General features: G+C 44.9%; 26 protein-coding genes and 2 tRNA genes. 22 read left to right on the top strand and 6 right to left on the bottom strand.

Annotation, left to right across the window (positions count from 1 at the left end; translation table 11 throughout):
• Window positions 1-7: 7 nt before the first annotated feature.
• Window positions 8-1,795 (top strand): hypothetical protein, encoded by a 1,788-nt coding sequence (locus tag B5F83_RS10690; RefSeq protein ID WP_087275680.1) that lies wholly within the window; start codon window positions 8-10, stop codon window positions 1,793-1,795.
• Window positions 1,796-1,880: 85 nt separating this feature from the next.
• Here the strand turns inward: B5F83_RS10690 and B5F83_RS00595 are convergent, their stop codons facing one another.
• Window positions 1,881-2,834, bottom strand: a complete 954-nt coding sequence (locus tag B5F83_RS00595; RefSeq protein ID WP_087275677.1) for a D-2-hydroxyacid dehydrogenase — start codon at window positions 2,832-2,834, stop codon at window positions 1,881-1,883.
• A gap of 763 nt (window positions 2,835-3,597) precedes the next feature.
• Window positions 3,598-3,681, bottom strand: a tRNA-Leu gene (locus B5F83_RS00590).
• Between the two features lie 89 nt (window positions 3,682-3,770).
• On the opposite strand from B5F83_RS00590, the gene B5F83_RS00585 reads away from it, so the two are divergent.
• Window positions 3,771-4,811: a phospholipase D-like domain-containing protein gene (locus B5F83_RS00585; RefSeq protein WP_087275674.1), complete on the top strand. Its 1,041-nt coding sequence runs from the start codon at window positions 3,771-3,773 to the stop codon at window positions 4,809-4,811.
• A 37-nt stretch (window positions 4,812-4,848) separates the two neighbouring features.
• Here B5F83_RS00585 and guaA read toward each other — a convergent pair whose 3' ends face one another.
• A complete protein-coding gene (gene guaA, locus B5F83_RS00580) occupies window positions 4,849-6,426 on the bottom strand; it encodes a glutamine-hydrolyzing GMP synthase (RefSeq protein ID WP_087275671.1) in 1,578 nt (525 codons plus the stop codon).
• A 112-nt stretch (window positions 6,427-6,538) separates the two neighbouring features.
• On the opposite strand from guaA, the gene typA reads away from it, so the two are divergent.
• The 5 genes from typA (at window position 6,539) to B5F83_RS00555 (ending at window position 10,820) form a co-directional block, all read left to right on the top strand.
• Window positions 6,539-8,338 carry a translational GTPase TypA gene (typA, locus tag B5F83_RS00575; RefSeq protein WP_087275669.1) on the top strand — a complete coding sequence of 600 codons (1,800 nt, stop codon included), beginning with the start codon at window positions 6,539-6,541 and terminating at the stop codon, window positions 8,336-8,338.
• 97 nt (window positions 8,339-8,435) lie between these two features.
• Window positions 8,436-8,963, top strand: coding sequence for a YceD family protein (locus B5F83_RS00570; RefSeq protein WP_087275666.1), 528 nt, complete (start codon window positions 8,436-8,438; stop codon window positions 8,961-8,963).
• A 19-nt stretch (window positions 8,964-8,982) separates the two neighbouring features.
• Window positions 8,983-9,165, top strand: coding sequence for a 50S ribosomal protein L32 (rpmF, locus tag B5F83_RS00565; protein ID WP_087275663.1), 183 nt, complete (start codon window positions 8,983-8,985; stop codon window positions 9,163-9,165).
• A gap of 149 nt (window positions 9,166-9,314) precedes the next feature.
• Window positions 9,315-9,386 (top strand) — tRNA-Arg (locus B5F83_RS00560).
• A gap of 111 nt (window positions 9,387-9,497) precedes the next feature.
• Window positions 9,498-10,820: a phage integrase SAM-like domain-containing protein gene (locus B5F83_RS00555; RefSeq protein ID WP_087325196.1), complete on the top strand. Its 1,323-nt coding sequence runs from the start codon at window positions 9,498-9,500 to the stop codon at window positions 10,818-10,820.
• Between the two features lie 566 nt (window positions 10,821-11,386).
• Here B5F83_RS00555 and B5F83_RS00550 read toward each other — a convergent pair.
• From B5F83_RS00550 to B5F83_RS00535, 3 genes are all read right to left on the bottom strand, one after another.
• The gene (locus tag B5F83_RS00550; RefSeq protein ID WP_087325194.1) at window positions 11,387-11,890 is read right to left on the bottom strand and encodes a hypothetical protein; all 504 of its coding nucleotides are present in this window, start codon (window positions 11,888-11,890) and stop codon (window positions 11,387-11,389) included.
• Between the two features lie 265 nt (window positions 11,891-12,155).
• Complete coding sequence (locus tag B5F83_RS00540; RefSeq protein ID WP_143822424.1) at window positions 12,156-12,347, bottom strand: hypothetical protein; 192 nt, start codon at window positions 12,345-12,347, stop codon at window positions 12,156-12,158.
• Between the two features lie 26 nt (window positions 12,348-12,373).
• A complete protein-coding gene (locus tag B5F83_RS00535; protein ID WP_087325190.1) occupies window positions 12,374-13,063 on the bottom strand; it encodes a S24 family peptidase in 690 nt (229 codons plus the stop codon).
• Window positions 13,064-13,251: 188 nt separating this feature from the next.
• Here B5F83_RS00535 and B5F83_RS00530 point away from each other — a divergent pair, with 188 nt between their 5' ends.
• The 15 genes from B5F83_RS00530 (at window position 13,252) to B5F83_RS00455 (ending at window position 23,550) form a co-directional block, all read left to right on the top strand.
• Window positions 13,252-13,467 carry a helix-turn-helix transcriptional regulator gene (locus tag B5F83_RS00530; protein WP_087325188.1) on the top strand — a complete coding sequence of 72 codons (216 nt, stop codon included), beginning with the start codon at window positions 13,252-13,254 and terminating at the stop codon, window positions 13,465-13,467.
• Between the two features lie 230 nt (window positions 13,468-13,697).
• Window positions 13,698-13,982, top strand: a complete 285-nt coding sequence (locus tag B5F83_RS00520) for a hypothetical protein (RefSeq protein ID WP_087325184.1) — start codon at window positions 13,698-13,700, stop codon at window positions 13,980-13,982.
• 1 nt (window position 13,983) lies between these two features.
• Entirely contained in the window at window positions 13,984-15,945 is a 1,962-nt protein-coding gene (locus tag B5F83_RS00515; protein ID WP_087325182.1) for an AAA family ATPase, read from the top strand.
• Between the two features lie 6 nt (window positions 15,946-15,951).
• Complete coding sequence (locus tag B5F83_RS00510; protein ID WP_143822423.1) at window positions 15,952-16,242, top strand: hypothetical protein; 291 nt, start codon at window positions 15,952-15,954, stop codon at window positions 16,240-16,242.
• A complete protein-coding gene (locus tag B5F83_RS00505) occupies window positions 16,239-17,231 on the top strand; it encodes a recombinase RecT (protein WP_087325178.1) in 993 nt (330 codons plus the stop codon). The genes B5F83_RS00510 and B5F83_RS00505 overlap by 4 nt, the downstream gene beginning before the upstream one ends.
• Before the next feature lie 11 nt (window positions 17,232-17,242).
• On the top strand, window positions 17,243-17,971 hold the full coding sequence (locus B5F83_RS00500; protein ID WP_087325176.1) for an MBL fold metallo-hydrolase: 729 nt from the start codon (window positions 17,243-17,245) through the stop codon (window positions 17,969-17,971).
• 2 nt (window positions 17,972-17,973) lie between these two features.
• Window positions 17,974-18,450, top strand: a complete 477-nt coding sequence (locus tag B5F83_RS00495) for a hypothetical protein (RefSeq protein ID WP_087325175.1) — start codon at window positions 17,974-17,976, stop codon at window positions 18,448-18,450.
• Between the two features lie 86 nt (window positions 18,451-18,536).
• Window positions 18,537-19,181, top strand: coding sequence for a hypothetical protein (locus B5F83_RS00490; RefSeq protein WP_087325173.1), 645 nt, complete (start codon window positions 18,537-18,539; stop codon window positions 19,179-19,181).
• A gap of 27 nt (window positions 19,182-19,208) precedes the next feature.
• A complete protein-coding gene (locus B5F83_RS00485) occupies window positions 19,209-19,661 on the top strand; it encodes a hypothetical protein (RefSeq protein ID WP_087325171.1) in 453 nt (150 codons plus the stop codon).
• A 25-nt stretch (window positions 19,662-19,686) separates the two neighbouring features.
• Window positions 19,687-20,451, top strand: coding sequence for a hypothetical protein (locus B5F83_RS00480; protein WP_087325169.1), 765 nt, complete (start codon window positions 19,687-19,689; stop codon window positions 20,449-20,451).
• A 49-nt stretch (window positions 20,452-20,500) separates the two neighbouring features.
• A complete protein-coding gene (locus B5F83_RS00475; protein ID WP_087207026.1) occupies window positions 20,501-21,295 on the top strand; it encodes a hypothetical protein in 795 nt (264 codons plus the stop codon).
• Complete coding sequence (locus B5F83_RS00470) at window positions 21,225-21,878, top strand: AAA family ATPase (protein WP_239383787.1); 654 nt, start codon at window positions 21,225-21,227, stop codon at window positions 21,876-21,878. Before B5F83_RS00475 ends, B5F83_RS00470 begins: the two co-directional genes overlap by 71 nt.
• Entirely contained in the window at window positions 21,875-22,423 is a 549-nt protein-coding gene (locus B5F83_RS00465) for a hypothetical protein (protein WP_087207028.1), read from the top strand. Before B5F83_RS00470 ends, B5F83_RS00465 begins: the two co-directional genes overlap by 4 nt.
• A gap of 2 nt (window positions 22,424-22,425) precedes the next feature.
• On the top strand, window positions 22,426-22,914 hold the full coding sequence (locus B5F83_RS00460) for a DNA N-6-adenine-methyltransferase (protein ID WP_087325167.1): 489 nt from the start codon (window positions 22,426-22,428) through the stop codon (window positions 22,912-22,914).
• 186 nt (window positions 22,915-23,100) lie between these two features.
• A complete protein-coding gene (locus B5F83_RS00455) occupies window positions 23,101-23,550 on the top strand; it encodes a hypothetical protein (RefSeq protein WP_087325165.1) in 450 nt (149 codons plus the stop codon).
• Window positions 23,551-23,554 lie beyond the last annotated feature (4 nt).

The following is a 23,554-nucleotide window of genomic DNA, read 5'->3' as shown; positions in this document are numbered from 1 at the left end:
TTATGACATGAAAAAAGTTTTGATTTTGATGTTGGCACTGCCGCTTATGGTGCTGACGGCTTGTGAGAAAGATTTTGCGGCAAACAGTGGATCCTATCCCGAAACCGATGACGGTACTGTCGAGGACCTGTCCCATGGAATGATGGTTCTCGGAAAACGTCTCGACAATCCTTATTCTACGGAGAATATGCAGGAGGCCTATTCTTCCCTTTATCCTACGCGCTCCCGCGATGTCATCGAGACCACCCACCTTTATGTGCGTTTCCTTCCGAAAGGCGGGGACGAATACGAGCAGTTGTCTTCCACGGGGATTGAGCTTTTCGATTATCCTTTGGATTATGAAATACTTGTGGACGGAGACTATTATGTAGACCCGGAGATACCCGATGGGGACATTACATGGCAGTATGCGGTGGTGGAGAAGGATTTCGCCTTTCCGTCTTCGATATATTACGAAGTGATAGAGGAATGCTGCATTACGGAATCCGATGCAATGACCCGTGCCGGTGACATAGACATCGATGCGCTCGAAAGGGAGGCATTCAGGCTTACGGGCAATGAAGACATGCTTGCCCCTGCTACAAAGGCCGGAAGGAATATCCCTCAAGGCAGGCTTACCATATCGGACATGAATTTCAATGGCGGCGAGAAGGTAGGCGTGGCCGGTGTACGTGTAGCCGCCAATGTGTTTGTCAAGATAGCCCGCGGGTATACGGACGAGAACGGCTATTTCAAAGTAAACAAGAGCTTTTCTTCATCCAAGGTAAGGTACAGGATGGTTTTCAAGAACCAGATCGGCTTTGCGATAGGGTTCAATTTCATCCTTGTGCCGGCTTCGGTCGCTTCATTGGGCAAAAAGCCGTCGTCCGGAATCGAGATGCATTTCACATTTGCGGGAGACCCGAAGACATGGAGGCGCTCTACGGTAAACAATGCCATGTATCAGTATTGGAAAGGACGTGAAGGTACGGAAATCCCTACGCCTCCATCGGGGCTCAGAATATGGCTGATGGATTCCATGACCGATGGCTATACGCTCATGCTTCATCAGGGGGCTGTCTGGGACAATTCATTCATAGCCAAAAGACTGCCGTTCGTGGTGTCCCTGCTGAAGATTTTTTCTCCGGATATGCTGATAGGTGTGAAGGATTGCGATTCCGCCTTTGACCTTTATGCGGATACTTACCATGAAGCCGCTCACGCGAGCCATTATATGAAAGTGGGCAAGACTTATTGGAACAAATATGCCGCTTCGTTGGCCTACAATGCCATAATCGGCGTGGACAGGTTCGGGAGCGGGAGAAACGAATCCGACGAGTATGCCGGAATTACGGAAATGTGGGCATACTATTATGGCTCTAAACTGTTCAACCAGCGTTATGGGCTGAACTTGGTTTACGGAAAGGATTACTGGTTCAAGCCTCAGATGCTTTATGACCTTGACAAGGCCGGGGTGCCTTCAGAGGCGATTTTCTCCCTGTTTACGAAAGAACTGTCCACGATAGATGCATTGGAGGATAGCATCGTTTCCGAATTGGGTGAGGAATACGGAAAAATTTTCGACAAGTATTTCGGAAACGGCGGTAGCGGCAATGATGAGGGGGATTCCGGCGGGTCTGATGGTGGTTCTGACGACGGCTCGGACGATGGCTCGGATGACGGCGGGTCTGATGGTGGTTCAGATGACGGTTCGGACGACGGTTCAGATGATGGCTCGGACGACAATCCGGATGACGGCTCGGACGATGACAATCAGCACAAGTCGGACCCTGATTTTCCGAAGTTCTGGCATTAGAATATTGTTTGAAAATTTTTTAGAAGCTGTCTCAAATTTTCAGAGAAAAATTTTAGGCAGCTTCTAAACAACCTCTAAACAGCTTCTACAGCTCTTTTTCTATGTTTTCAGCTATTTTCCTTACCAATGTCTCCAACGCTTCGTCGCTCGTCCATGCTATGTGCGGTGTCATGAGCAATTTGTCCTTGATGCAGTGTCCGTCCTTGTCATAATAATCTTTTAACTGCATGTAAGGGTGGTCCGGAGAAAGAGGTTCTTTTGCATATACATCTACAGCCGCTCCGGCGATGATGCCCTCCTTCAGAGCGGTTACGAGGTCTTCTTCATTTATGATGCCTCCCCTGCCCATGTTCAGTATGTAGGCTGATGGTTTCATCAGTCGCATTTTGTCGAGCGTAATCAGATTGCGTGTTTTTTCATTGAATGGGGCATGGATTGTCACGATGTCGCTTTCAGCCAAAAGCCTTTCAAGCGGAAGGGACGGGTAATCCTTGCAGTGCGATGTCCCGGATGTGGAGTAATATGCTATTTCCATTCCGAAGGCGGATGCTATTTCGGCAACCCTGCGGCCGATATTCCCCATTGCTATGATTCCGAGCCTTTTGCCTTTGAGTTCGTAAAAATGCCATGACATGTCGGCAAAGATGCCTGTTCCGTAATATTCCCCGTTTTTAACCCTGCGGTCGTAATACAATCCATGACTTACGAGGTTGAGGATGTGCATGAAGGTGATTTGTGCCACTGATTCCGTGGAATAGCCAGCCGCGTTCCTTACAGGGATTCCTTTCTTTTCGGCATATTCCACATCTATGTTGTTTATTCCGGTTGCCGCCTCGCAAATCAGTTTGAGATTTTTTGCCGCATCAATCAGTTTCTGATCCACGATTACTTTATTGACAATCATTACATTGCAGTCCCTTACCCTTTCGAGTGCTTCTTCCGGGGTGCTGCGCGGATAGAGGATGAGTTCCCCTGCCTTTTCAATAGGGGCGAATGATACGTCCCCCATCGTGTCACTGTCGAGAAATACTATTTTCATTGCTTTGAATTTTATTGCAAGTTACAAAATTTGCTCCGATTCGTACATTCATCCCTTTCATTTTCCGAATAATTGTCCTGATAATTCCATGATAATCCCCCTTATTATGATTGCCTGATAATTGCTGGATAATTCCCTTATAATTGCCCCGGGTGGTGCGAGCCTCTTCCGGGATAACTGAGGTGACAATATACATGGGTCTTGCACATGAGCACTGTTTTCGGAGACGTGCCAGTGAACCGGCTTGCAAGCATCGATTTTTACCCCATGTCCATCTGGTGCTTTAGTAAATTATTGATAATCAGTAGATTGTTAAAATCGCCCCTGCTTTTGGGTGCCTCAGAAAGTACCCAAAGCCAGTCCATATTTTTACAACTCGCTGATTATCAACACTATCAAACTTAACAAGATGGACATGGGGTGGAAAATATGTCGATAAAATCCGGTTTTCCTTCCTTCATCATGGCCTCGTCATTTTTCTCCCGGGATGTTGCTTTATCTGTCACGAAATGGAACCGTGAAGTGTGGCCAACTTTATGGATGCGTTGACTATCGGCATTTTATAAATTACCTCATAAATTCACCTCAGGGAAAAGTGCACCTGATTCGCGGCAAAATGGTTCACTTTCCCCAAAAAGGAAGCTGGCCGACACCCCGCAAGCAATACCCCGCAGGCCACACGCCGCAACCACACTTCGCACGCACTCTTGAAAACCATACAAAAAACGAGGCCGGCCAAAAATGTGACCGGTCTCGTTTGCAGTGCGCAGGATCAGACTCGAACTGACACGCCATTGCTGGCACTACCCCCTCAAAGTAGCGCGTCTACCAATTTCGCCACCTGCGCTTTCGATTGGGATTGCAAATGTAGAAACTTTTTTCTAATTTTGAAAATTTCTTGTGAAAAAATGTAAAAAACTTTAGAAAAAACGGCGTATGAGATTGCAGGAAGTCAAAACGGGCCAGAACGATACGGTAAATTTTTATTTTACCGGAAGAGATGCCTTGAACGCCCTTTACGGCGCCATCGAGTCTGCAAATTCGTCCGTTCTTCTTGAATTTTTCATCATAGATGACGATGATTCCGGAAAACGCTTTGCGGAACTCCTGGAGGCAAAGGCACGTTCGGGCGTGAGGGTCATGGTCTGTTACGATGCAATAGGATCTTCTTCTACCAGGAAACGTTTTTTCAAAAAGATGGCTGCGGCCGGCATAATGGTTTCAGAATTCAATCCGGTTTTTTCGGTCTACGGCCTGGGGCATATCAATCACCGGAACCATAGAAAAGTGGCTGTCATTGATAAGAATATATCTTTTGTGGGAGGGGTCAATATCGCCGACAGGTATTATGACGGCGGCAAATATGCACTTTGGAGGGATACTTTCTGCCGTATTGCCGGGGAGGGGACTGCCGAGCAGCTTTCAGCGCTGTTCTATAACGATTTCAACCATATTTACAAATCCGGCGGACTTGTGGGGGAGCAATGGCTGGTTTCGAAGATTTCAGGGGCACGTTCGAGCATCAGGATAGTCACACCATATTTCGCCCCTTCGAAAGAACTTTACAAGGTCCTGGCTTCGGCCTGCATGCGCGGGGTGTCGATAGATCTGATGATTCCCTACCGTACGGATTCGAATATCCTGCATTATTGCAATATGGCTTCAATCGAGGCCTGTCTCGAAATGGGGCTGTCCTTCCATCTGTTCTACAACGGATTCAACCATTCGAAAGTGCTGATAGTCGATGACGAAATCGCGTATGTGGGTTCGGCCAATATGGACAACCGTAGCCTGAGGCTCGATTATGAAATAATGGCGGAAATCAGGAACAGGGATTATGTGGGGCTTCTGCTAAAACGTTTTTCACGTGATTTGAAATATTGCCGCAATCTGCATGGCCCTGATGATTGGAAAGAAAGGCCGAAGCGTTCCCGTCTTTATGAACGCCTGGCCAGATTGCTGTACAGGTTCCTTTAGGCTGCACCATGGCAGCGGGCCTGTCATTCCCACTCCGCTATTCCCACTCTATCGTTGCAGGCGGTTTGGAACTGATGTCGTATACTACCCTGTTTACCCCGCGTACTTTGTTGATTATGTCGTTTGATACCTTTGCAAGGAAGCTGTAAGGCAGGTGTACCCAGTCTGCCGTCATTCCGTCGGTAGAGATTACAGCCCTAAGTGCCACGGTATATTCGTATGTCCTTTCGTCTCCCATGACCCCTACGCTTTTTACAGGCAGCAATATGGTCCCTGCCTGCCAGATGGAATCGTAAAGAGTTTCCGCATCGCGCAACGGGTCCGATGCTGATTTTATTCCTGCCGTGCATTCCGTGTTGCGAAGGCCCCTGATGAATATGTCGTCGGCCTTGCGGAGTATGTCGAGTTTTTCCGGCGTGACTTCCCCGAGTATGCGGATTCCCAATGAAGGTCCCGGGAAAGGGTGCCTGTCGATGAGGTCTTTCTTGACATTGAGTTCCCGTCCGACACGCCTTACTTCGTCCTTGAACAGCGCTCTCAAAGGCTCGACTATTTTAAGAGACATTTTTTCAGGCAGCCCTCCCACGTTGTGGTGGGATTTGATGGTGGCGGAAGGCCCTTTCACTGAAGCCGACTCGATTACGTCCGGATAGATAGTGCCCTGTGCGAGCCATTTCGCCCCTTCGATTTTCCGTGCTTCTTCATCGAAAACCTCGATGAATGTTTTCCCGATGGCCTTTCTTTTGGCTTCCGGATCCGTCACCCCTTTGAGCGCGGACAGGAACCTTTCGGACGCATCCACGCCCGTTACGTTGAGCCCCATGTCCTCGTAAGAGGCAAGCACGTCCTTGAACTCGTTCAGGCGGAGCAGCCCGTTGTCAACGAATATGCAGTGCAGGTTTTTCCCTATGGCCTTGTTCAGCAGTACTCCTGCCACGGTGGAGTCCACGCCGCCCGACAGCCCGAGTATCACTTTGTCGTCGCCTATTTTGGCGCGGAGCTCCCTGACAGTGCTTTCTATGAAAGAAGCCGGGGTCCAGTCGCCCTTGCATCCGCAAATGCCGAGTGCGAAGTTTTCAAGTATTTTCGGTCCGTCTTCCGAGTGGAATACTTCGGGATGGAACTGGACTGCGTATGTCTCTTCACCTTTAATATGATATGCGGCGTTCCTTATATCCTCGGTCGATGCTATGGTTTCCGCGTTTTCCGGTATTTCGGCTATAGTGTCCCCGTGGGACATCCATATTTGCGAACCGTCCCTTACCCCTTCAAAAAGCCGGCTATGAGATGTTATGTGCAGTTTTGCTCTGCCGTATTCTCTTGAAAGAGATGGTTTTACATCTCCTCCGCAATGGTATGCGATATATTGTGCTCCGTAGCATATCCCGAGTATGGGCAGCCTGCCCCTGATTTCCTTCAGGTCGATTTGCGGGGCTTCCTTGTCCCTGACCGAGTATGGACTTCCGGAAAGGATTATTCCTCTGACACTTTCGTCCAGCTTCGGGATTTTGTTGAAAGGATAGATTTCGCAGTAGACGTTCAACTCGCGTAACCTTCTGCCAATCAGCTGGGTTACCTGTGAACCGAAATCCAGGATGATGATTTTCTCTGTCATATAGATTGTCTTAAAAATAAGTCGGATTCAATGAAAAGTCTGCAAAAATAACGAAAATCCTTTAAGAAAATAAAGGAAAATGGTAATTTTGCAGGCTTATTACAATTCTTATATGCGCGAAATTAGAAATATAGCGATAATCGCCCATGTCGATCATGGCAAGACTACCCTGGTCGACCGTATGATTTATCAGTCAAAGCTTGTCAGGGACAACGAAAAGATGGGGGAACTCATACTCGACAACAATGATCTCGAGCGCGAGCGCGGAATAACAATTTTGGCGAAAAACGTCTCTGTCCCTTATAAAGGTACGAAAATAAACATCATAGATACTCCGGGGCACAGCGATTTCGGAGGTGAGGTGGAGCGTGTCCTGAATATGGCCGACGGGGTGCTGCTGCTCGTGGATGCATTCGAGGGCTGCATGCCTCAGACCCGTTTCGTTTTGCAGAAGGCCATTGAGATGGGCAAGAAGCCTGTCGTCGTGATAAACAAGGTCGACAAGCAGAACTGCCGTCCGGACGAAGTGAACGAAGAGGTGTTCGACCTGATGTTTTCGCTTGGGGCTACCGAGGACCAGCTGGATTTCAAGACTGTCTACGGCAGTGCGAAACAGGGATGGATGTCGCTCGACTGGCGCAAGCCGACAAACGATATAACCCCTCTGCTCGACGTGATTTTGCAGGAAATACCTGTGTCTCCGACAAATGAGGGAACTCCGCAGATGCTCATATCTTCGCTCGAATATTCTCCGTATGTCGGAAGGATAGCCGTAGGAAGGGTTACGCGCGGGGAACTCTGCGACGGAATGAACATAACCCTGTGCAAGCGTTACGATGTCCAGGTAAAAAGCAAGATAAAGGACCTCATGGTATTCGAAGGCCTTGAGAAGAAAAAGGTCGAAAAAGTGCCGTCCGGGGAAATCTGTGCCGTTGTGGGGCTGGAAGATTTCGAGATAGGCGATACGATAGCTGATTTTGAAAATCCGGAGCCGCTGCCTCCGATTTCCGTAGACGAGCCTACGATGAGCATGCTGTTCTGCATAAACGACTCGCCGTTTTTCGGCCGTGAAGGAAAATACGTCACTTCCAGGCATCTGAAGGAAAGGCTCGACCGCGAACTGGAGAAGAATCTCGCCCTAAGGGTAAAACCCGGTCCTACCGCCGATTCCTTCATCGTGTACGGCCGTGGTGTCCTGCACCTTTCGATACTTATTGAGACAATGCGCCGTGAAGGTTTCGAGCTCCAGGTGGGCCAGCCGAAGGTTCTCGACAAGACAATCAACGGAGTGAGGTGCGAGCCTATAGAGAGCCTGACCATAGACCTTCCGGAAGAATTTGTAGGAAAGGCCATAGAGATGACCACACGCAGGAAGGGCGCCCTTATCCGTATGGAAGCGAAGGGGGACAGGGTGCATCTTGATTTCGACATCCCGTCGAGGGGAATCATCGGCCTGAGGAGCAATCTCCTCACCGCAACGCAGGGTGAGGCCATAGTCGCCCACCGTTTCAAGGATTACGAACCTTATAAGGGTGAAATAGAAAAACGTAACAACGGTTCTCTGGTTTCTTTGGAAACAGGGACGGCGGTGGCGTATGCCATGGACAAGCTTCAGGACAGAGGCCGTTTCTTCATTTCGCCGGGAGTGGAGATTTATGCGGGGCAGGTAGTAGGGGAGCATACGCGTGAAAACGACTTGAATGTGAATGTCTGCAAGACCAAGAAACTTACCAACATGCGAGCCTCCGGAAGCGATGACAAGGTGATGTTGCCTCCTCCGATAGTCTTCAGCCTCGAAGAGTGTCTCGAATACATTCAGGCTGACGAACTTGTGGAAGTCACGCCTCATTCCATGCGTATCAGGAAAATCATTTTGTCCGACGTGGAAAGGAAGCGCAAGTCGGGCAATTAGCAAGGCCTGATTCTTATTAGTTGAAAACATTTTTTAAAAGTTTTCTTGGTATAATAAAAATTATTTTTAACTTTGCGGGCTCAATTTATTGTCGGGTATGGACTGTGATGATTTGGTCATTCCTTTGAATGGATTGGCTTCCGGGAAGCACCTTTTCCGGAAGAAATTGGGAAAAGAGTTCTTTGCAGGATTTGATGAGGATGCCGTATTGGACGCTTCTGTCGATGTGGAGATTGAAGTGACCAAATCCGGAGGGTCGGTATCAGTGGTTTGCCGGGCCGATGGTGAGGTTGCCGTTCCATGCGACCGTTGTCTGGACGGGGTCGCCTTCCCGTTGGAGTTCGAGAGGAAGTTCTCGGTGAGTTTCTCCGGAGAAGGTTCCGAGGATGACGAGGACAGTGAAGATGCGGTCGTACTGCCAGGACATGACAGCGATTTGGACATGAAACAGTATGTTTACGATTACTGCATGCTGGGTCTTCCTTTGAGAAGGGTACACAGGGATGGCGAGTGCGACATGGAGATGATACGGATTCTTGAAGAATGCAGGGAGCGCAAAGCTGAAGAGACTTCGCCTTTTGCCGTATTGAAAGGCATTGTGCGCGGAGACGATGATGAAATATAAACTTAAAAAATAATATAAGATGGCACATCCAAAACACAAAATCTCCAAGCAGAGGAGAGACAAGAGAAGAACGCATTATAAGGCAGAGCTTCCTACACTTGCGACTTGCTCTAATTGCGGTGCTACCGTATTGTACCACAGGGTATGCCCTGAATGCGGTTATTATCGCGGACGTCAGATAATCGAGAAGCACACTGCCTGAGCGTAAAGGCGGTTTTGCAACGGCCCCGTAGTTCAACGGATAGAATGGAAGTTTCCTAAACGTATGGCAGGGGGCAAGGCACAAAAAAGATGAGGTGAGCCGGATTCACCAAGTAAACAAATCCGGCAAGCCTCTTGAAATTTACATAAGGCTCTGTAGTTCAACGGATAGAACGGCGGTTTCCTAAACCGCAAATATGGGTTCGATTCCCATCGGAGCTACTTTTTCGCCCACTCTTTTAGCAAGGGTGGGCGTTTTCTTTTCCGCATTTACAGCAAAAAAAGCCTATCTTTGCGGTACAAAGTTCTACAAATGTTCTACAGAAAAAAGATATGGCTACATTCAAAGCGGAAGTATATGCCCATCAAAAGAAATCAGACGGGACATATAACATAAAGATAAGGGTTACGCACAACAGGCAGAAAAGGTATCTTGCCACAACATACTATGTGACGAAAGAAGATCTGACCCGTGCGCTGAAACTGAAAAACCAGAAGTACATAGACCTCACAGACCAACTTGTGAAGAAGTACCGAAACATCTGTGACCGTGCCGGGGAAAGGATTAAAGATATGACGGTGGATCAGGTTGTGGATCTTATCACTTCTGACAATGGAGAACACTTCGATCTTGACATCGTGGACTATGCCCGGAAGTATATCCAGAAACTCCGTGATAGCGGACATAACGGCAATGCCAATTCATACGAAGTGGCGATAAACAATCTGGTGAAGTTTGTTGGCAGGGAAAAGATAAGCATCCATGAAGTGACATCACGATTCATTGAGGACTGGATAAGGTGGATTGCATCACAGCCAGCCAGAACAAACCGAAAAAAAGGGGAAAGGGCGCAATCATTGTACCCAAGCCAGCTAAGAGCCATACACAATATGGCAAAGGCTGAATTTAATGATGAGGATATGGGAGTGATACGCATACCCTATTCCCCATTCAAGAAAGTAAAGCTGCCTAAGATCCCGGTAACACGAAAAAGGGCGTTGGATGTTGCGACCATGCGGAGATTTGCGGAACTTCCATATACGGAGATAATGCAACCGGGTAAAAACAGGTTCAATCTGGCAAAGGATGTGTTTTTGTTGAGTTTCGCACTGGTTGGTATGAATGCCGTAGATTTGTACTTCTGCACGGACTGCAAGAACGGACGGATCACCTACCAGCGGACTAAGACAAAAAACAGAAGAGCGGACAAAGCGGAAATATCTATCAGGATAGAGCCGGAGATACAGGCTTTGGTAGATAAGTACCGTGATCCGGCTGGTGAGCGTGTGTTTGGATTCTACCACTGGTATAGCCGGATGGATTCTTTTAGTGCTGCTTTGAATTATGGGCTAAAGAAGATCGGCAAGATTCTCGGAGTTGAAGATCTGGAATTTTACGCAGCCCGGCACTCATGGGCAACCATAGCAAACAATGAGGCTGGAGTGGATAAGTACACCGTTCACACTTCGCTAAACCATGTGGACGAAACAATGAGGGTGACGGACATCTATATCAAGAAATCGTGGGACTTCATAGACAAAGCTAATAGAAAGGTGCTTGATACCGTCAAACTCAACATTTGCTCTGTAGATGAGCCAGTATATTTGCCTAAGCAAAAAAGAATTTTGCCTAAGCAAATTTCTGAAAGTGATTGATAACCAACAAAGTAATTTTTGCGTTTTGCCTAAGCAAATTTTCCATTTGCCTAAGCAAACGCAATTTTCATCAAAATGCGGCATTTTTCGAGTGTCAAAAAGTACCATTTTGCCTAAGCAAAAGTTTATAACTATCTGTAAATCAATGTTCGGAAAATCGTGTTTTGCCTAAGCAAAATTATTTCGGTCTGTTTTTGCCTAAGCAAAATAGCACTTTTATTGATTATCAATGCTTTACGCACTTTTGCCTAAGCAAAATCAATTTGCCTAAGCAAAAATATAGAACGCTCTGAAAATCAGATGTTTAATTTTGCATATTTGCCTAAGCAAAATTTGACCGTTTTTGTTTTGCCTAAGCAAAAGTTTGCAAATGCCTAATAATGAACAATCTAATTTTTGCGTTTTGCCTAAGCAAAAGTTATCCGGGGGTATATATATTATATTATATTATATATAAGTATAGATCTATAGATAAGAATAGATAGTATATGAAATAGGGGGTATGGGGGAAAGAACAAAAAAAGGGTGCTTTCAATTTGCACCCTCTTTACTTGGTTAATCATATCTCATTTCAGAGATACGGATATTGAGCAATGGTAGTATTTTGTTTGATCTCCAAAAACAACAGGTATCATAAAGCCTATTTCCTGATCGCCACGCTTCTTTATCCAGCCCTTATTGTATAGTGACATATCCAAATCTATATAGTCAATAGGGGCAACGCTTCTTACGAGTTTCGTTTCTGGGGCTATCGGTGTTTGTCCTTTTGATCCGTCCTTGTTGATCATCTGTGTATCTTCAAATAGGACTGGAAGAGATTCACCCTCCATAACCATTAGGAACTTATCCCAATCAACCAAAACAACCTCATTCGTCTTGTTCTCTATAGACAATTCGCAGAAGTAGTTTAGTGAATTGAAGCGGAATGATATTTTTACGCTGTCATTTTCCATTGAAAGCGTATCACTCTGGTAGGGCTTTTCCAATCTCAAAAAGCACCCGGCATTTTTCACTTGCGAAAATCCGACAACAGGGATGATCGCAAAGAGCATGAGTATAAGTTTTCTCATTTTGATTCTGTTTTGTTGTTCTCAAACATACTTCCAAATCCGGTAAGTAGCCATCTGGCGTTTACACCATACTCTCTAACCATAGGTTGTAGCCACGATAACTGAAACCATCCACGATCCAAATCTTTGCGCTGGGCAATGAAATTCCGTCTGTCTATGTTATTCAGTCGGCAATATGTATTCACTCCACGAATCTTCTTCATGGCTATTATCGCATCAAGTGCAGTATAAAAACGCTCCATTATTTGTTTGCTCACAGCCGTATTCATAGGATGTTATACTTCAAATAATCAATATCGGCTTTCAGATGCTCCAGAAACTCCGTGCCAGTGTTTTCTATCCTTGCTTTGATTATCGCATTGCTAAGGGCTTCTTGCGCTTCCAGAATTGCATCTACATTAACCGTGTTCCCATTCACATAATCGGTGAAACTCTGTTTGTACAGGTCGATCACCATTCTACTAAAATTTTCCATATCAATAACTATTTAACAGACATACAAAGCAAAACCTTGTACACTCCGTAAATATCTTCAAATGCAACCTCAAAGGGTGCAAAGATAGGATCTTGATTAATAGATACACACTTTACATACCCCTCTTTTTCAGCAGGAACGAGTATCTTAATCACAGTACCGTTACAGGTATCAAGCACATACACCTTTCCCCATTCGATAAAAGCCCTTTCGTTTATCCTCTTTATGAAGATCCGGCTACCGTTGGGATATTCAGGCGACATACTATCACCTGATACGGTCATAGCGAAGTCCACGCCACGGATCGGAGATACTACCTTTTCACAATCGCTTTCCTTGACCGATACAACGAAGTCATTCAAGCTGCCTCCTTGTGCGGACACTGGAAGAAGTAGAACCATCTTTGCAGTCTCTTCCGTTGCATCTTTCTGGTTGCGCTCTTTGGGATGCTCTTCTTTCGGAGTGTACAGAGTTTCCTCACTTTCTCCGTTATTCAGCATTATCCCAACTCCAGACTTTAGCCACGCTATGTTTAGTTCCGGGTAAACCTCACTTATTTTCTTCAATGTGTTTTCACGGATGCTATCACCTACTTTGTTCGCCCAACCGTTACTCATTCCGATTGAGATTTCAAATTTTTGCTGACCCAATCCCTTGTACCGAAGAAATTCCAGCAATCTATCTTTTGTTTCGCTCATTTTACCGACTTTAATTCTAATTTGATAATCAATAACTTATAATTCCCTCGCAAATTTCTTAGAAAAAAACTCCGTAATTATTTGCTTTATTAGAATTATTCTCCGTATATTTGCGGTGTAATCAATGTTATTACAGGGCAAATATATGAAAAATGTGTTTGCCAAACGCTAATTTACTGGGTAAAAATATGGAAAAAAGTAAGTTCAGACAGATTTATGACGCTCTTCCGGCAAAAGCACCCGTAGCTCCGAAAACGGCTTTTGTAAAAGAAGTTGCGGAGTTATGCAAAGTTTCAGAGAAAACTGTACGCTGTTGGTTGGCAGGAGCGCAAAAGCCGGATGCTTTGAAAATTTCCCTGCTTTCCCAAAAGTTAGGCGTACCAGAAAACGAATTGTTCAACTAATCAAATGCAACACTGATTATGAAGTTTGAAACATTAATCAATTTGGCAGGATCGGTAATCTTCGGACTGCTTGGAATCACAGCCCTAATCGGGGCGATCTTCTTTGGCGCATGGTGGCATTTCGTCACATTCGTTATGTGCGCTTTGATGGCTTATGTGCTATACACTGATGATGAGTACGGCACTGAAAGCGTGTCTGCATTCTTCAAACGTATCAAAAGCAAGTAATCATGCCTATCATTCTGGAATTATACGAACTGAAAAACCTATGCGCTGAAATGGCTGAACTGGGTGCGGCAAATTACGCAAAGCGTATCGCCCCGGCAAATGACCTTATTTCACAGCGTGAGGCATACAGGGAGTTTCAGGAGTGCCGGGTTAAGAAGTGGGTACAAAGAGGTACGGTATCTACTACTCGTGGCGGTGCTTCCATACGCTCCAAAGTTCTTTATTCCAGAGCGGAATTACTGGCTGCTGATAAATCGGAAAAACTTAACACTTTAATAAACAAGTAAAATGAGAACAATTAAGTTGGAATGTTTGACCCTAAACAATTTTAAGGGAATCCGTTACCTTACGTTGGACTTCACCAATGCGGAAACGTGGATATATGGTGAGAACGGTACAGGTAAGACAACGGTATGTGATGCCTTTTCGTGGCTTCTTTTCGGAAAGGATAGCAAAGGCAGATCCGATAGTAATTTCAACATTAAGACGTTGGATGAAAACGGAAAGCCTATCTTGAAGATAGAGCATTATGTTAGTGGTTTGCTTTCGGTAGATGGAAAGTCGGTGAAGTTACAGCGTAGGTATGTGGAGAAGTGGGTAAAACCTCGTGGAACTACAGAAGAAACGCTGAAAAACCACCAGACAGAGTTTTATGTGAATGATGTGAAACTGGCTACCAAACAGGAATACGATAGTACGGTAGCTTCCATTTTGCCGGAAGATGTTTCACGGATGATCACCAATCCGTTTTATTTCACCTCTCTTAATCCCGAAATACAGAAAAGTATGCTGCTTGACATGGCAGGCGATGTGACGGATGAAGATGTGGCAGGATTGAAGCCGGAGTATGTGGAACTGCTTGCGCAGTTATCCGGCAAGTCGCTGGCTCAATACTCCAAAGAGATAGCCTCACGGAAAAAGGCGATCAAGGATGAGTTGTTGGTGATACCGTCCAACATTGAGACTGCAAACAGGTTGAAGCCGGAAGAAGAGGATTGGGTGGCTTTGGATGCCGAACTAACGGAAAAGCGCACGAAGAAAGCCGAACTGGAAGCCTCTTTGTCTGATAAATCCAAATTGGTAGAGGAAGAGTACAAGCGGAAAGCCAATATCCAAAAGACTATCGGAGAAAAGCGGATTTCCCTTACCCAAAAGGAGAATGAGTTGAGGGCAACAGCCGACAAAGGTCGCAATGATGTTTCATTGAAGATCCGTGATATGGAATACAAGCTGAAACTACATGAGGGGGATTTGGTGCGGAAGCGCAACGAAATATCCTCTTATGAGGCACAAATCCAGAGAATGAACACGGAACTTGATACGTTGCGTGGGCAATACAGGCAGATAAGCCAAGAGCAACTGACATACCCGGAGGGTGCTTTCGTATGCCCTACTTGCCATAGACAGCTTGAAGCGGATGATATTGCCGCCAAACAGCACGAAATGGAGGCTAATTTCAACCAAAGCAAATCTGCAAGGCTACAGGCTAATTCCACGAAAGGAAAAGGTATCAAATCCTCTCTGGAAGAAACAAAGAAAAAACGTGAGGATGCTTTGGCTAAGGTTGCTGAACTGGGGGCAATGATTGAACAAATCAAGGCAGATATTGAGGCTCAAAAGGCAAGTATGCCGGAAAGCGTGGATGTGCGCCAACTGATAGAATCTGATTCCGATTGCATTGCCATTCGCAATGAGATTGCGGAATTGGAAAACCAGCTTACAATGGAAGCAAAGCCAGTAGATACTACAGATCTCAAAGACGGTATCAAGGTGCTTGACAGTGCCATTTCCGAACTGGTTAAGAGGCTTGCAAAGCGTGAAGCCATAGAACGGGCTGATAAGGAGATTGCAACGCTGGAAGAAAAGCGTATTGCCAACAATCAGGCACTTGCCGATCTGGAGAAAACAGAGTTTGTTATGCTGGATTTCCAAAAGGCAAAGGATAATGAGCTTATGAAGCGCATTAATGGAATGTTCCAGATTGTTTCTTTCTCATTCGTGAATGAGCAACTTAACGGAGGTGAGAAACTGACTTGCGTATGCACTATAGACGGTGTTCCTTATCCAGATCTGAATGATGCAAAGAAACTTAATGCCGGATTGGATATTATCAATGCCATGTGCAAAGTGAAAGGCATATCCGCACCTATCTTCATTGATAACAGGGAGCGTGTGAATGAGATCATACCAACCATTTCACAGGTTATTAATCTGGTGGTTAGCCATGACAAAGAATTAACCATTAAATAATCAATTATGAACGGATGCTGTACAACAGACTTTCAAAAGAAAGTTTCAGAGTTTATTTCTTCTGCTACTTGCATGGTGGCGAAAGATAACAACAACAAACGAGCAATTATTGTAATTGCGGTAGAAGAAAACGAAAAAGGAGATAATGCGAATACACAAGTTCTTGCCGCTGGTACGGAAGAAAAGTTGGTATATGCGATAGCCCAATTTGCAATTAGAAACGAATCAAGAGGTTTGTTTAATAGGGCTATTAAGTTTTTGAATTTTATGAAGTTATCTAAAATATTCGGGAAATGACACAAGTAACAACAGCGGTGGCGACTGCAAACAGTGGAGCGGTTGCCGCAAAGAAAACAAAGGGCGTGGATCTTCTGAAACAGATGCTTAACGCACCCTCTGTAATGGAACAATTCAAGAATGCCTTGCAAAAGAACGCTTCTACTTTCGTGGCTTCTGTGATTGACTTGTACAACAGTGATTCCAAGTTACAGTTATGCGAGCCAAAACAGGTAGTAATGGAGGCTCTGAAAGCTGCTGTATTACACTTGCCTATCAACAAGGCTCTGGGCTATGCCTTTATCATTCCTTTCAACAATAGCAAGAGAATTGATGATCTGGATGAGAACGGAAAACCAAAGATCGGACGTGACGGTAAGACACTACAGAAGTGGGTTAAGGTCTATGAGCCTACTTTCCAGATAGGCTACAAAGGACTTATCCAGTTGGCTTTGAGATCCGGGCAATACAAAACAATCAATGCTGATGTAGTCTATGATGGCGAATTGCGCAAGGTGAATAGGCTTACTGGAGAAATAGCCTTTGACGGTGAAAGGAAGTCTGATAAGGTGATCGGTTACTTCTGCTACTTCGAGTTGATCAACGGGTTTGCAAAAACCTTGTATATGACAACCGAACAAATGGCTACCCACGCAAAGAGGTATTCTAAGGCTTTGAAGAACGACGAAAAGGCTACTGTTGAGCATCTGTTGAGCCTTTCAAATCTTCCGGTATCTCCAGATAGTACGGCTGTAGGCTGGATGGGTAACTTTCACGGAATGGCTATCAAGACGGTTATACGCAATTTACTTAGTAAATACGGGTATCTGTCTATTGAAATGCAGAATGCTATCACAAGCGACTATGAGGGCGAATACACAGATTTCCGTGATAATCTGATTCAGGACAATGCCAACAAACAGGTATTGGATATGACGGATGCGACCTATGAAGAGGTTGCGACCGAAAGTAACGCTAATCCAAATGCGGCAAATGAGCCGGACTATTAACGGAGTGTGATATGGTTTTGAAAGTGTTAGGATCAAGTAGTCAGGGTAACTGCTACATTCTGGAGAATAAGAATGAGGCACTTATCATTGAGGCTGGAGTAAGATTTATTGAGGTGAAAAAGGCTCTGGGCTTCGATATACGCAAAGTGTCTGGCTGCTTGATCACGCACCAACATAACGATCACGCAAAATACATTAAGGCAATGGTGGAAAGTGGATTCCCAACGCTGGCACTGGAAGAGGTTTGGACTGCAAAGGGGGTTACTGGAAGCCGTGCCTATTGTATTGAGCGTGGAAAGGGCTACAGGTTTGGAAGATTCAAGGTGCTGCCATTCGATGCTTGCCACGATGTGCCTTGTGTCGGCTACCTGATAGACCACCCGGAAACAGGGCGTATAATGTTCCTTACGGATAGTTGTATGTGTGAGTATGTGTTTCCCGGATTAAACCAAGTTATGATAGAGTGCAATTACTCTGATGCAAAGCTGGTGGAGGCTATCAATGCCGGGCGTACACTTCCCTCACAGCGTGAACGCCTGATGACTTCACACATGGAGCTAAATACTTGCAAAGGGTTCTTATGTGCCAATGACCTTACCAATGTGGCAAACATTGTCCTGCTTCACTTATCCGACAACAATAGCGATGAAAAGAACTTTGTTTCGGAGATAGAAAGGCAGACTGGAAAGGTGGTTTATGCGGCACATACTGGACTTGAAATAGAACTGGATAGGATTTAGGTATGGCAAAACTTCTGGTAGAGAAAAGAAACGGGCTGTTTAACCTCAAACCTCTTTATGAATGGTTCAAACATCAATTAGATGGGATGTATCGGATAGAGGTTAAAAGGGTGAGAAAACCACGATCAAACGACCAAAACGGGTGGTTGTGGGGGTGTATCTACCCGATGCTTTTAGATGCTCTTCTGGATGCCGGATATGAGTTTGTAAGCGTGGAGCAAGTGCATGAGTTCTTTAAGGCTCAAATGACTTCTGACAAAGTGGTAAACAAACACACGGGCGAAATCCTGACTTTCCCCGGCTCTACAGCCACTATGGACACGCTTACTTTCTCCACCTATTGCGAAAAGCTAAGGGAGTACGGAAGAGAGTTTCTGAATGTGGAAATACCCGATCCTGATAAATACTGGAAGTGCAATGAAAAGAATACCCAACGGTGTAGTTTCGGAACTGATCCGACTTCTGCCAGTGCTGATTGAAAACATTCCACCCGGACGGAGTACCAGAGTGGATAATGCGATAAGATTAACTAAAAAACTGATTGTCAAACTAAAAACATTGAAAGATGAAAATTCAAATTGAAAAGGAGAAAGTACAAGCCGCCTATAAAGATGCTTGTGATGGTGTAAAGGAAATGCTGATTAAGATGTTCGGCAAAGAAGTCTGTGAGGCTGCAAAACCGACACTTGACGATTACAAAACGATCAAGAGTTACGAAGATGCTTGTGAAGTGCTGGGGCTAACTCCGATCCTTTCGGAAAACAGAAACAAGGCTCTTTGCGCACAGTTTCCAGATCACTACGATTTTCGGCAAAATATGCCTAAGCACATTATAGCCCTTATGAAGCTGGAAATTATTAGCCGGGCTTTGTGGGGTAAAGACTTCCAGCCAAAGCCAGATGCAGAGGGTAAGGAAATTTATTGGTATCCGTGGTTTGCCTTATACACCAAAAAGGAAATGGAAGAAATGAGCGAAGAAAAACGTAAATCTCTGCGTGGTGCTCTGTTCGGTGGTACTGCGATTTCTGGGGCGCTTGCGGGCTTCGGTTCTCTGAGTGCGTATGGTCGTTCCTCGTACTCGAATGCGTACCTTGGTTTCCGCTTGTGCCAAGAAACGCCAGAGAAAGCGGAATACTTCGGAAAACAATTCATTGAGTTGTGGGCTGAATATCTGGCTTTCGGTTTCAAAGTTACAGGACTCTTAGAATAATTCATTAATCACTAAAATGTTTGTAGGATGAAAGATGTAATGTTAGCGGACACCCCGATTGAGGAACGGGCGCAAATCTTACGGGATAGTTGCGATAAGATTGTTGAGAAGTGCTACACCCGGAAATTCGACACGAAAGAAACGAATGAAAAACGTGCTGAACTTGCCAATGTTTCCATTCAGATTGCAGATCTGGAAGAGAAACTGGCAGAAGTCCGGGCTGACTTAAAAGGGCGTATAAAGCCACTTGCTGAACGCATGGGTAAGATCCGTGGCGAATTGAAAGCTGGTGGAGAATGGGTATCTGGAGAATGTTACCAGTTCTTAGATGCTGATGAGGGAAAAGTGGCTCTGTATGATCCTAACGGTTACAAGATTGAAGAGCGTGATATGCGCCCGGAAGAAAGGACACGCACCATATTTCAGGGAATACGGGAAAATATGAAAGTACAGATGTCTAAGACTGGTACAGATAACTAATGTTTAATTATTCAAAATTACTAAGATGGAAAGAAACGAAAAAGAAAACGGCTTGACCGTAAACATTGAGAACTACACAGGCGAAAATCCTATTGAGATTGTGTACCGTGAGGGTGCTGCACCGAAATCACCCAATCCGCTTGAAACGAAAGAGCCGGAGAAGATAGGTGTTACTGGTGTTATATCCACTCCGTTTGACTGGCTGGAGAAGCGTATTGGCACGATAGACCAGAAACGGGCTAATGTGAAAGTGGATCGTGAGAAAATGACGATCACCCTTACCGTGAATGAGGATGATTACTACACGAAAAACACTTTCGTTGGAAAGGTTGAGTTTTCAGAAGCCTTTGAAAAGTTTGGTATCAATGATGCCAGTTCTGGCTGGATTCCGGCAAAGTTGGGGCAGTTCTTACGCATTAACCGTGTGCTGTTTGCCGACAAAGAGGATTGCATGAAACTCGTTTCTGCACTCAAAAACTTCACAGCAAAGGCAAAGGCAGAGATCCAGAAGCAGCGTGATCCGTCCGGCTCTATGGCGGATGTGTACCGTCAAGAGGTGGAAAGCAACTTGCCGAAGAGTTTCACTATCAATGTGGCTATCTTCAAAGGAACTGCAAAAACACCTATTGAGGTGGAATTTGATCACTACCTTAAAGATGGCGAAGTGCTGTTACAGCTTGTTTCTCCGGGCGCAAATGAACTGACGGAATCTTACCGTGACAGTTGCATTGACGATGTTCTTACCAAGATCAAAGACATTGCGCCAGGCATTGCAATCATGGAAATCTAAATGTGTTTCGGGTGGGGGATTTATCCCCTACCCTTAAAGAAGCTCCACGATGGCAAGAAAGAAGAAAAATCCAATGCCTTTCGATACTGAATACTGGTTGAGTGATCCAGTATTGAAAGCACTGCCACTTGATGTTAAGGGGCTGTGGATTGATATGCTTTGCTATATGTGGGAAAGTGCGGATCGTGGCGTGATGGTAAAGCCTACAGGCGAAATCTATACGCATGAGGAAATACTAAGGCTGTTAGGGAAAGAAAGCTCCGTAGGTGAAAGCTGGCTTGATATGCTTATAGAAAACGGTTTGTGCGGAGTTCGTGATGATGGTGCTGTATTTAGTAGGCGTATGGTTCGTGATGAGGCTATAAGGGAAAAGAGGCGTGAAGCTGGCAAGAAAGGTGGTGATATAACAAAGGCTAAGGTTTTTGATGTTTCACCAGTACAACAGCCACCAATGCAGAAGCCGGAAGAGCAACCCAAGCAGGGAACTGTAGGGGAACAACAGCCGGATTTATTCCCGGAAGAAAGCCCACCGCCATTAACCCCGGAACAGCAGGCAAAAGCGGAGAAAGCGAAGAAGTACAAGTATGCCGAATTTGTCACTCTTACAAGGGATGAGTACGCTGCACTATGCGGGCGGTATTCAGAGGAATCGGCAAAGAGGATGATAGAAATACTTGACAACTACAAAGGCTCAAAAGGAAAGAAATACAAGTCTGACTATAGAGCCATATTGAATTGGGTAGTAGATAGATATAACGAAGAAATACAACGATATGGAAAAGCAATTAGCGGAAAGACTTCAAGCGATACTGGCAAGACAGGCAGCTACAGGGACACGCTTTAAGATCACCAATTTTCCGCAAGAAACGATAGAAGAAATGCTGCGTATGTGTTATCAGTCGGAAGTGGAGCGTAGAAGAAACAAGTACATTCCCGATGATAGTACACTGGAAAAGATAGGTAAGGCTGCAAAATGGCTCTGTGGCGATTACAAAGTAGGGCTGTTGCTTTATGGAAGCGTAGGTTCTGGAAAGACTACTTTAGCAAAGGCGATATGCAATCTTATAGGCATTCTTTACGGCGGAAGTTCAATATCATCTGAAAGAACGGAAATATACCGTGTTTCAGCGTTGAATCTGGCTAAGTATGTATTAGACGATCCAAGTTACTTTTCAAGGTTGAAAAACAAAGAACTTCTGTTTATAGACGATGTGGGTACAGAGCCGGAAAGTGTGAAGAGTTGGGGAAATGAATTTTCGCCAGTAACAGAGTTGATATATGCGAGATATGATAGACAGTTGTTCACTATTGCCACTTCAAACTTAGCGGATGAAGAGTTTGGAGAGCGGTACGGATTGCGTATTGCTGACAGGATGGAAGAAATGTTTGAAAGACTGCATTACAAACAGAATAGTTACAGAAGATGAATATGATTGAGTGGAACAAACTAAGGGAGAAAGCCCATGCCAATTCCGTAAGACACGGATTTTGGGAAAACAGCCCAAGTGACCAACATTTCCTTTGTCTGGTTATAAGTGAGCTTATGGAAGCCGTAGAAGCGGATCGAAAAGGTGATTACGCAGGCAAGGATATGAAGAAACTTTTTGAAGATGATTTAGCGTCTGGTGAAGATTTCAAAGGATTGTTTGAATCGCATTTGAAAGATACCGTAGAGGATGAGTTGGCAGATGCCGCCATACGGCTTCTGGATCTTGCCGGAGCGCACAATCTGAATTTGAATACATTCTGCATACAGCACGTTGTTACTCCACGCAAGACTTTTACGGAAAACATCTTTGCCATAGTTAAGGATCTGGTGAACTACAGGTATTCGCAAGAAGAGCAAATTAATTATGCGTTGCACCAGATAAGAAGATTGTCGGAGATCTTGAAAATAAATCTCAAATGGCACATAGAACAAAAGATGCTGTACAACGAAAGTAGAGAAGTCAAACACGGGAAAAAGTATTGAGTATGAATACAAGTTTTGAAAGATGCGCCAATACAACGGATGAATGGTATACCCCGAAATGGATTATTGATTCACTCGGTGAATTTGACCTCGATCCGTGTTCCCCGGCAAACCGATTGTGGAATACCGCCAAAAGGCATATAACGCCACAAGAGGACGGATTAAAAACCTCGTGGGGGAGGGGGGTAAGAGTATGGCTAAATCCTCCTTATTCACGACCTCTTATTGAGCGTTTTGTGGAGAAGATGGTGGCTAACAATAACGGCATAGCATTGCTTTTCAACAGGTGTGATAGCAAGATGTTCCAAGATCTAATTTTCCCCAATGCAAGTGCGATTCTGTTTGTGAGGGGTAGGATCAAGTTTTACAGACCAGATGGAACACAGGGCGATAGTCCGGGATGTGGAAGCGTTCTTATTGCATTTGGAGAAAGCAATGCCGAAGCTCTGGAGAAGTCAAATATACCGGGTAAATACATAAAACTGAAATGATGGACGAATTTGTAAAAACTGTACAGGAAATGAGAAATGCCCAAAAGGAGTATTTCAAGACAAGAGATAAAGCGATCCTTGCAAAGTCAAAGGAACTGGAGCGTAATGTGGATAATATGCTATCCAACTTAGCACCCAATATGCCTAATTTGTTTCAATAAGTGTGTTCAATAAACATATTTAGACATGGAAAAGAAGAAAGTGATAGTAACTCTCTGTAAGAAATTTCCGGCAACACACCCGAAAGCCGGAGTGCCTACAGAATTTGAAAGCAAGCTGAAAAGCGGCACGAAGATCCACACGATAAGGCACAATGCCAAAGGTGTATGGGATGAGCGTTACAAGGGCATTTCCTCTGGCAGAAAGTACCTATCTGTTAGGGAATGGACTGGCAGACCGTATAACTCCGAACAAAGGGAGTTTGCAAGGTATGAGGAAATAGGACTGCAACGCATAACAATGACTTATGACAGCAGCGATGCCGTGCCTCAAATCTGGATTGATGATAAGAGAGTGCCTATTGAAGTGGTAGCCAAGAATGACGGTTTGAGCGTTGAGGACTTCATTTCATGGTTCTTCACTAAGGATAATGTGTTTGAGGGTGTAGTTATTCATTTTACGGATTTTAGATACTAACAAT

The organism is Muribaculum sp. An289 (assembly GCF_002159555.1).
Classification (GTDB): domain Bacteria; phylum Bacteroidota; class Bacteroidia; order Bacteroidales; family UBA932; genus Merdivivens; species Merdivivens faecigallinarum.
This window is presented reverse-complemented; position numbering and strand designations above follow the sequence as displayed.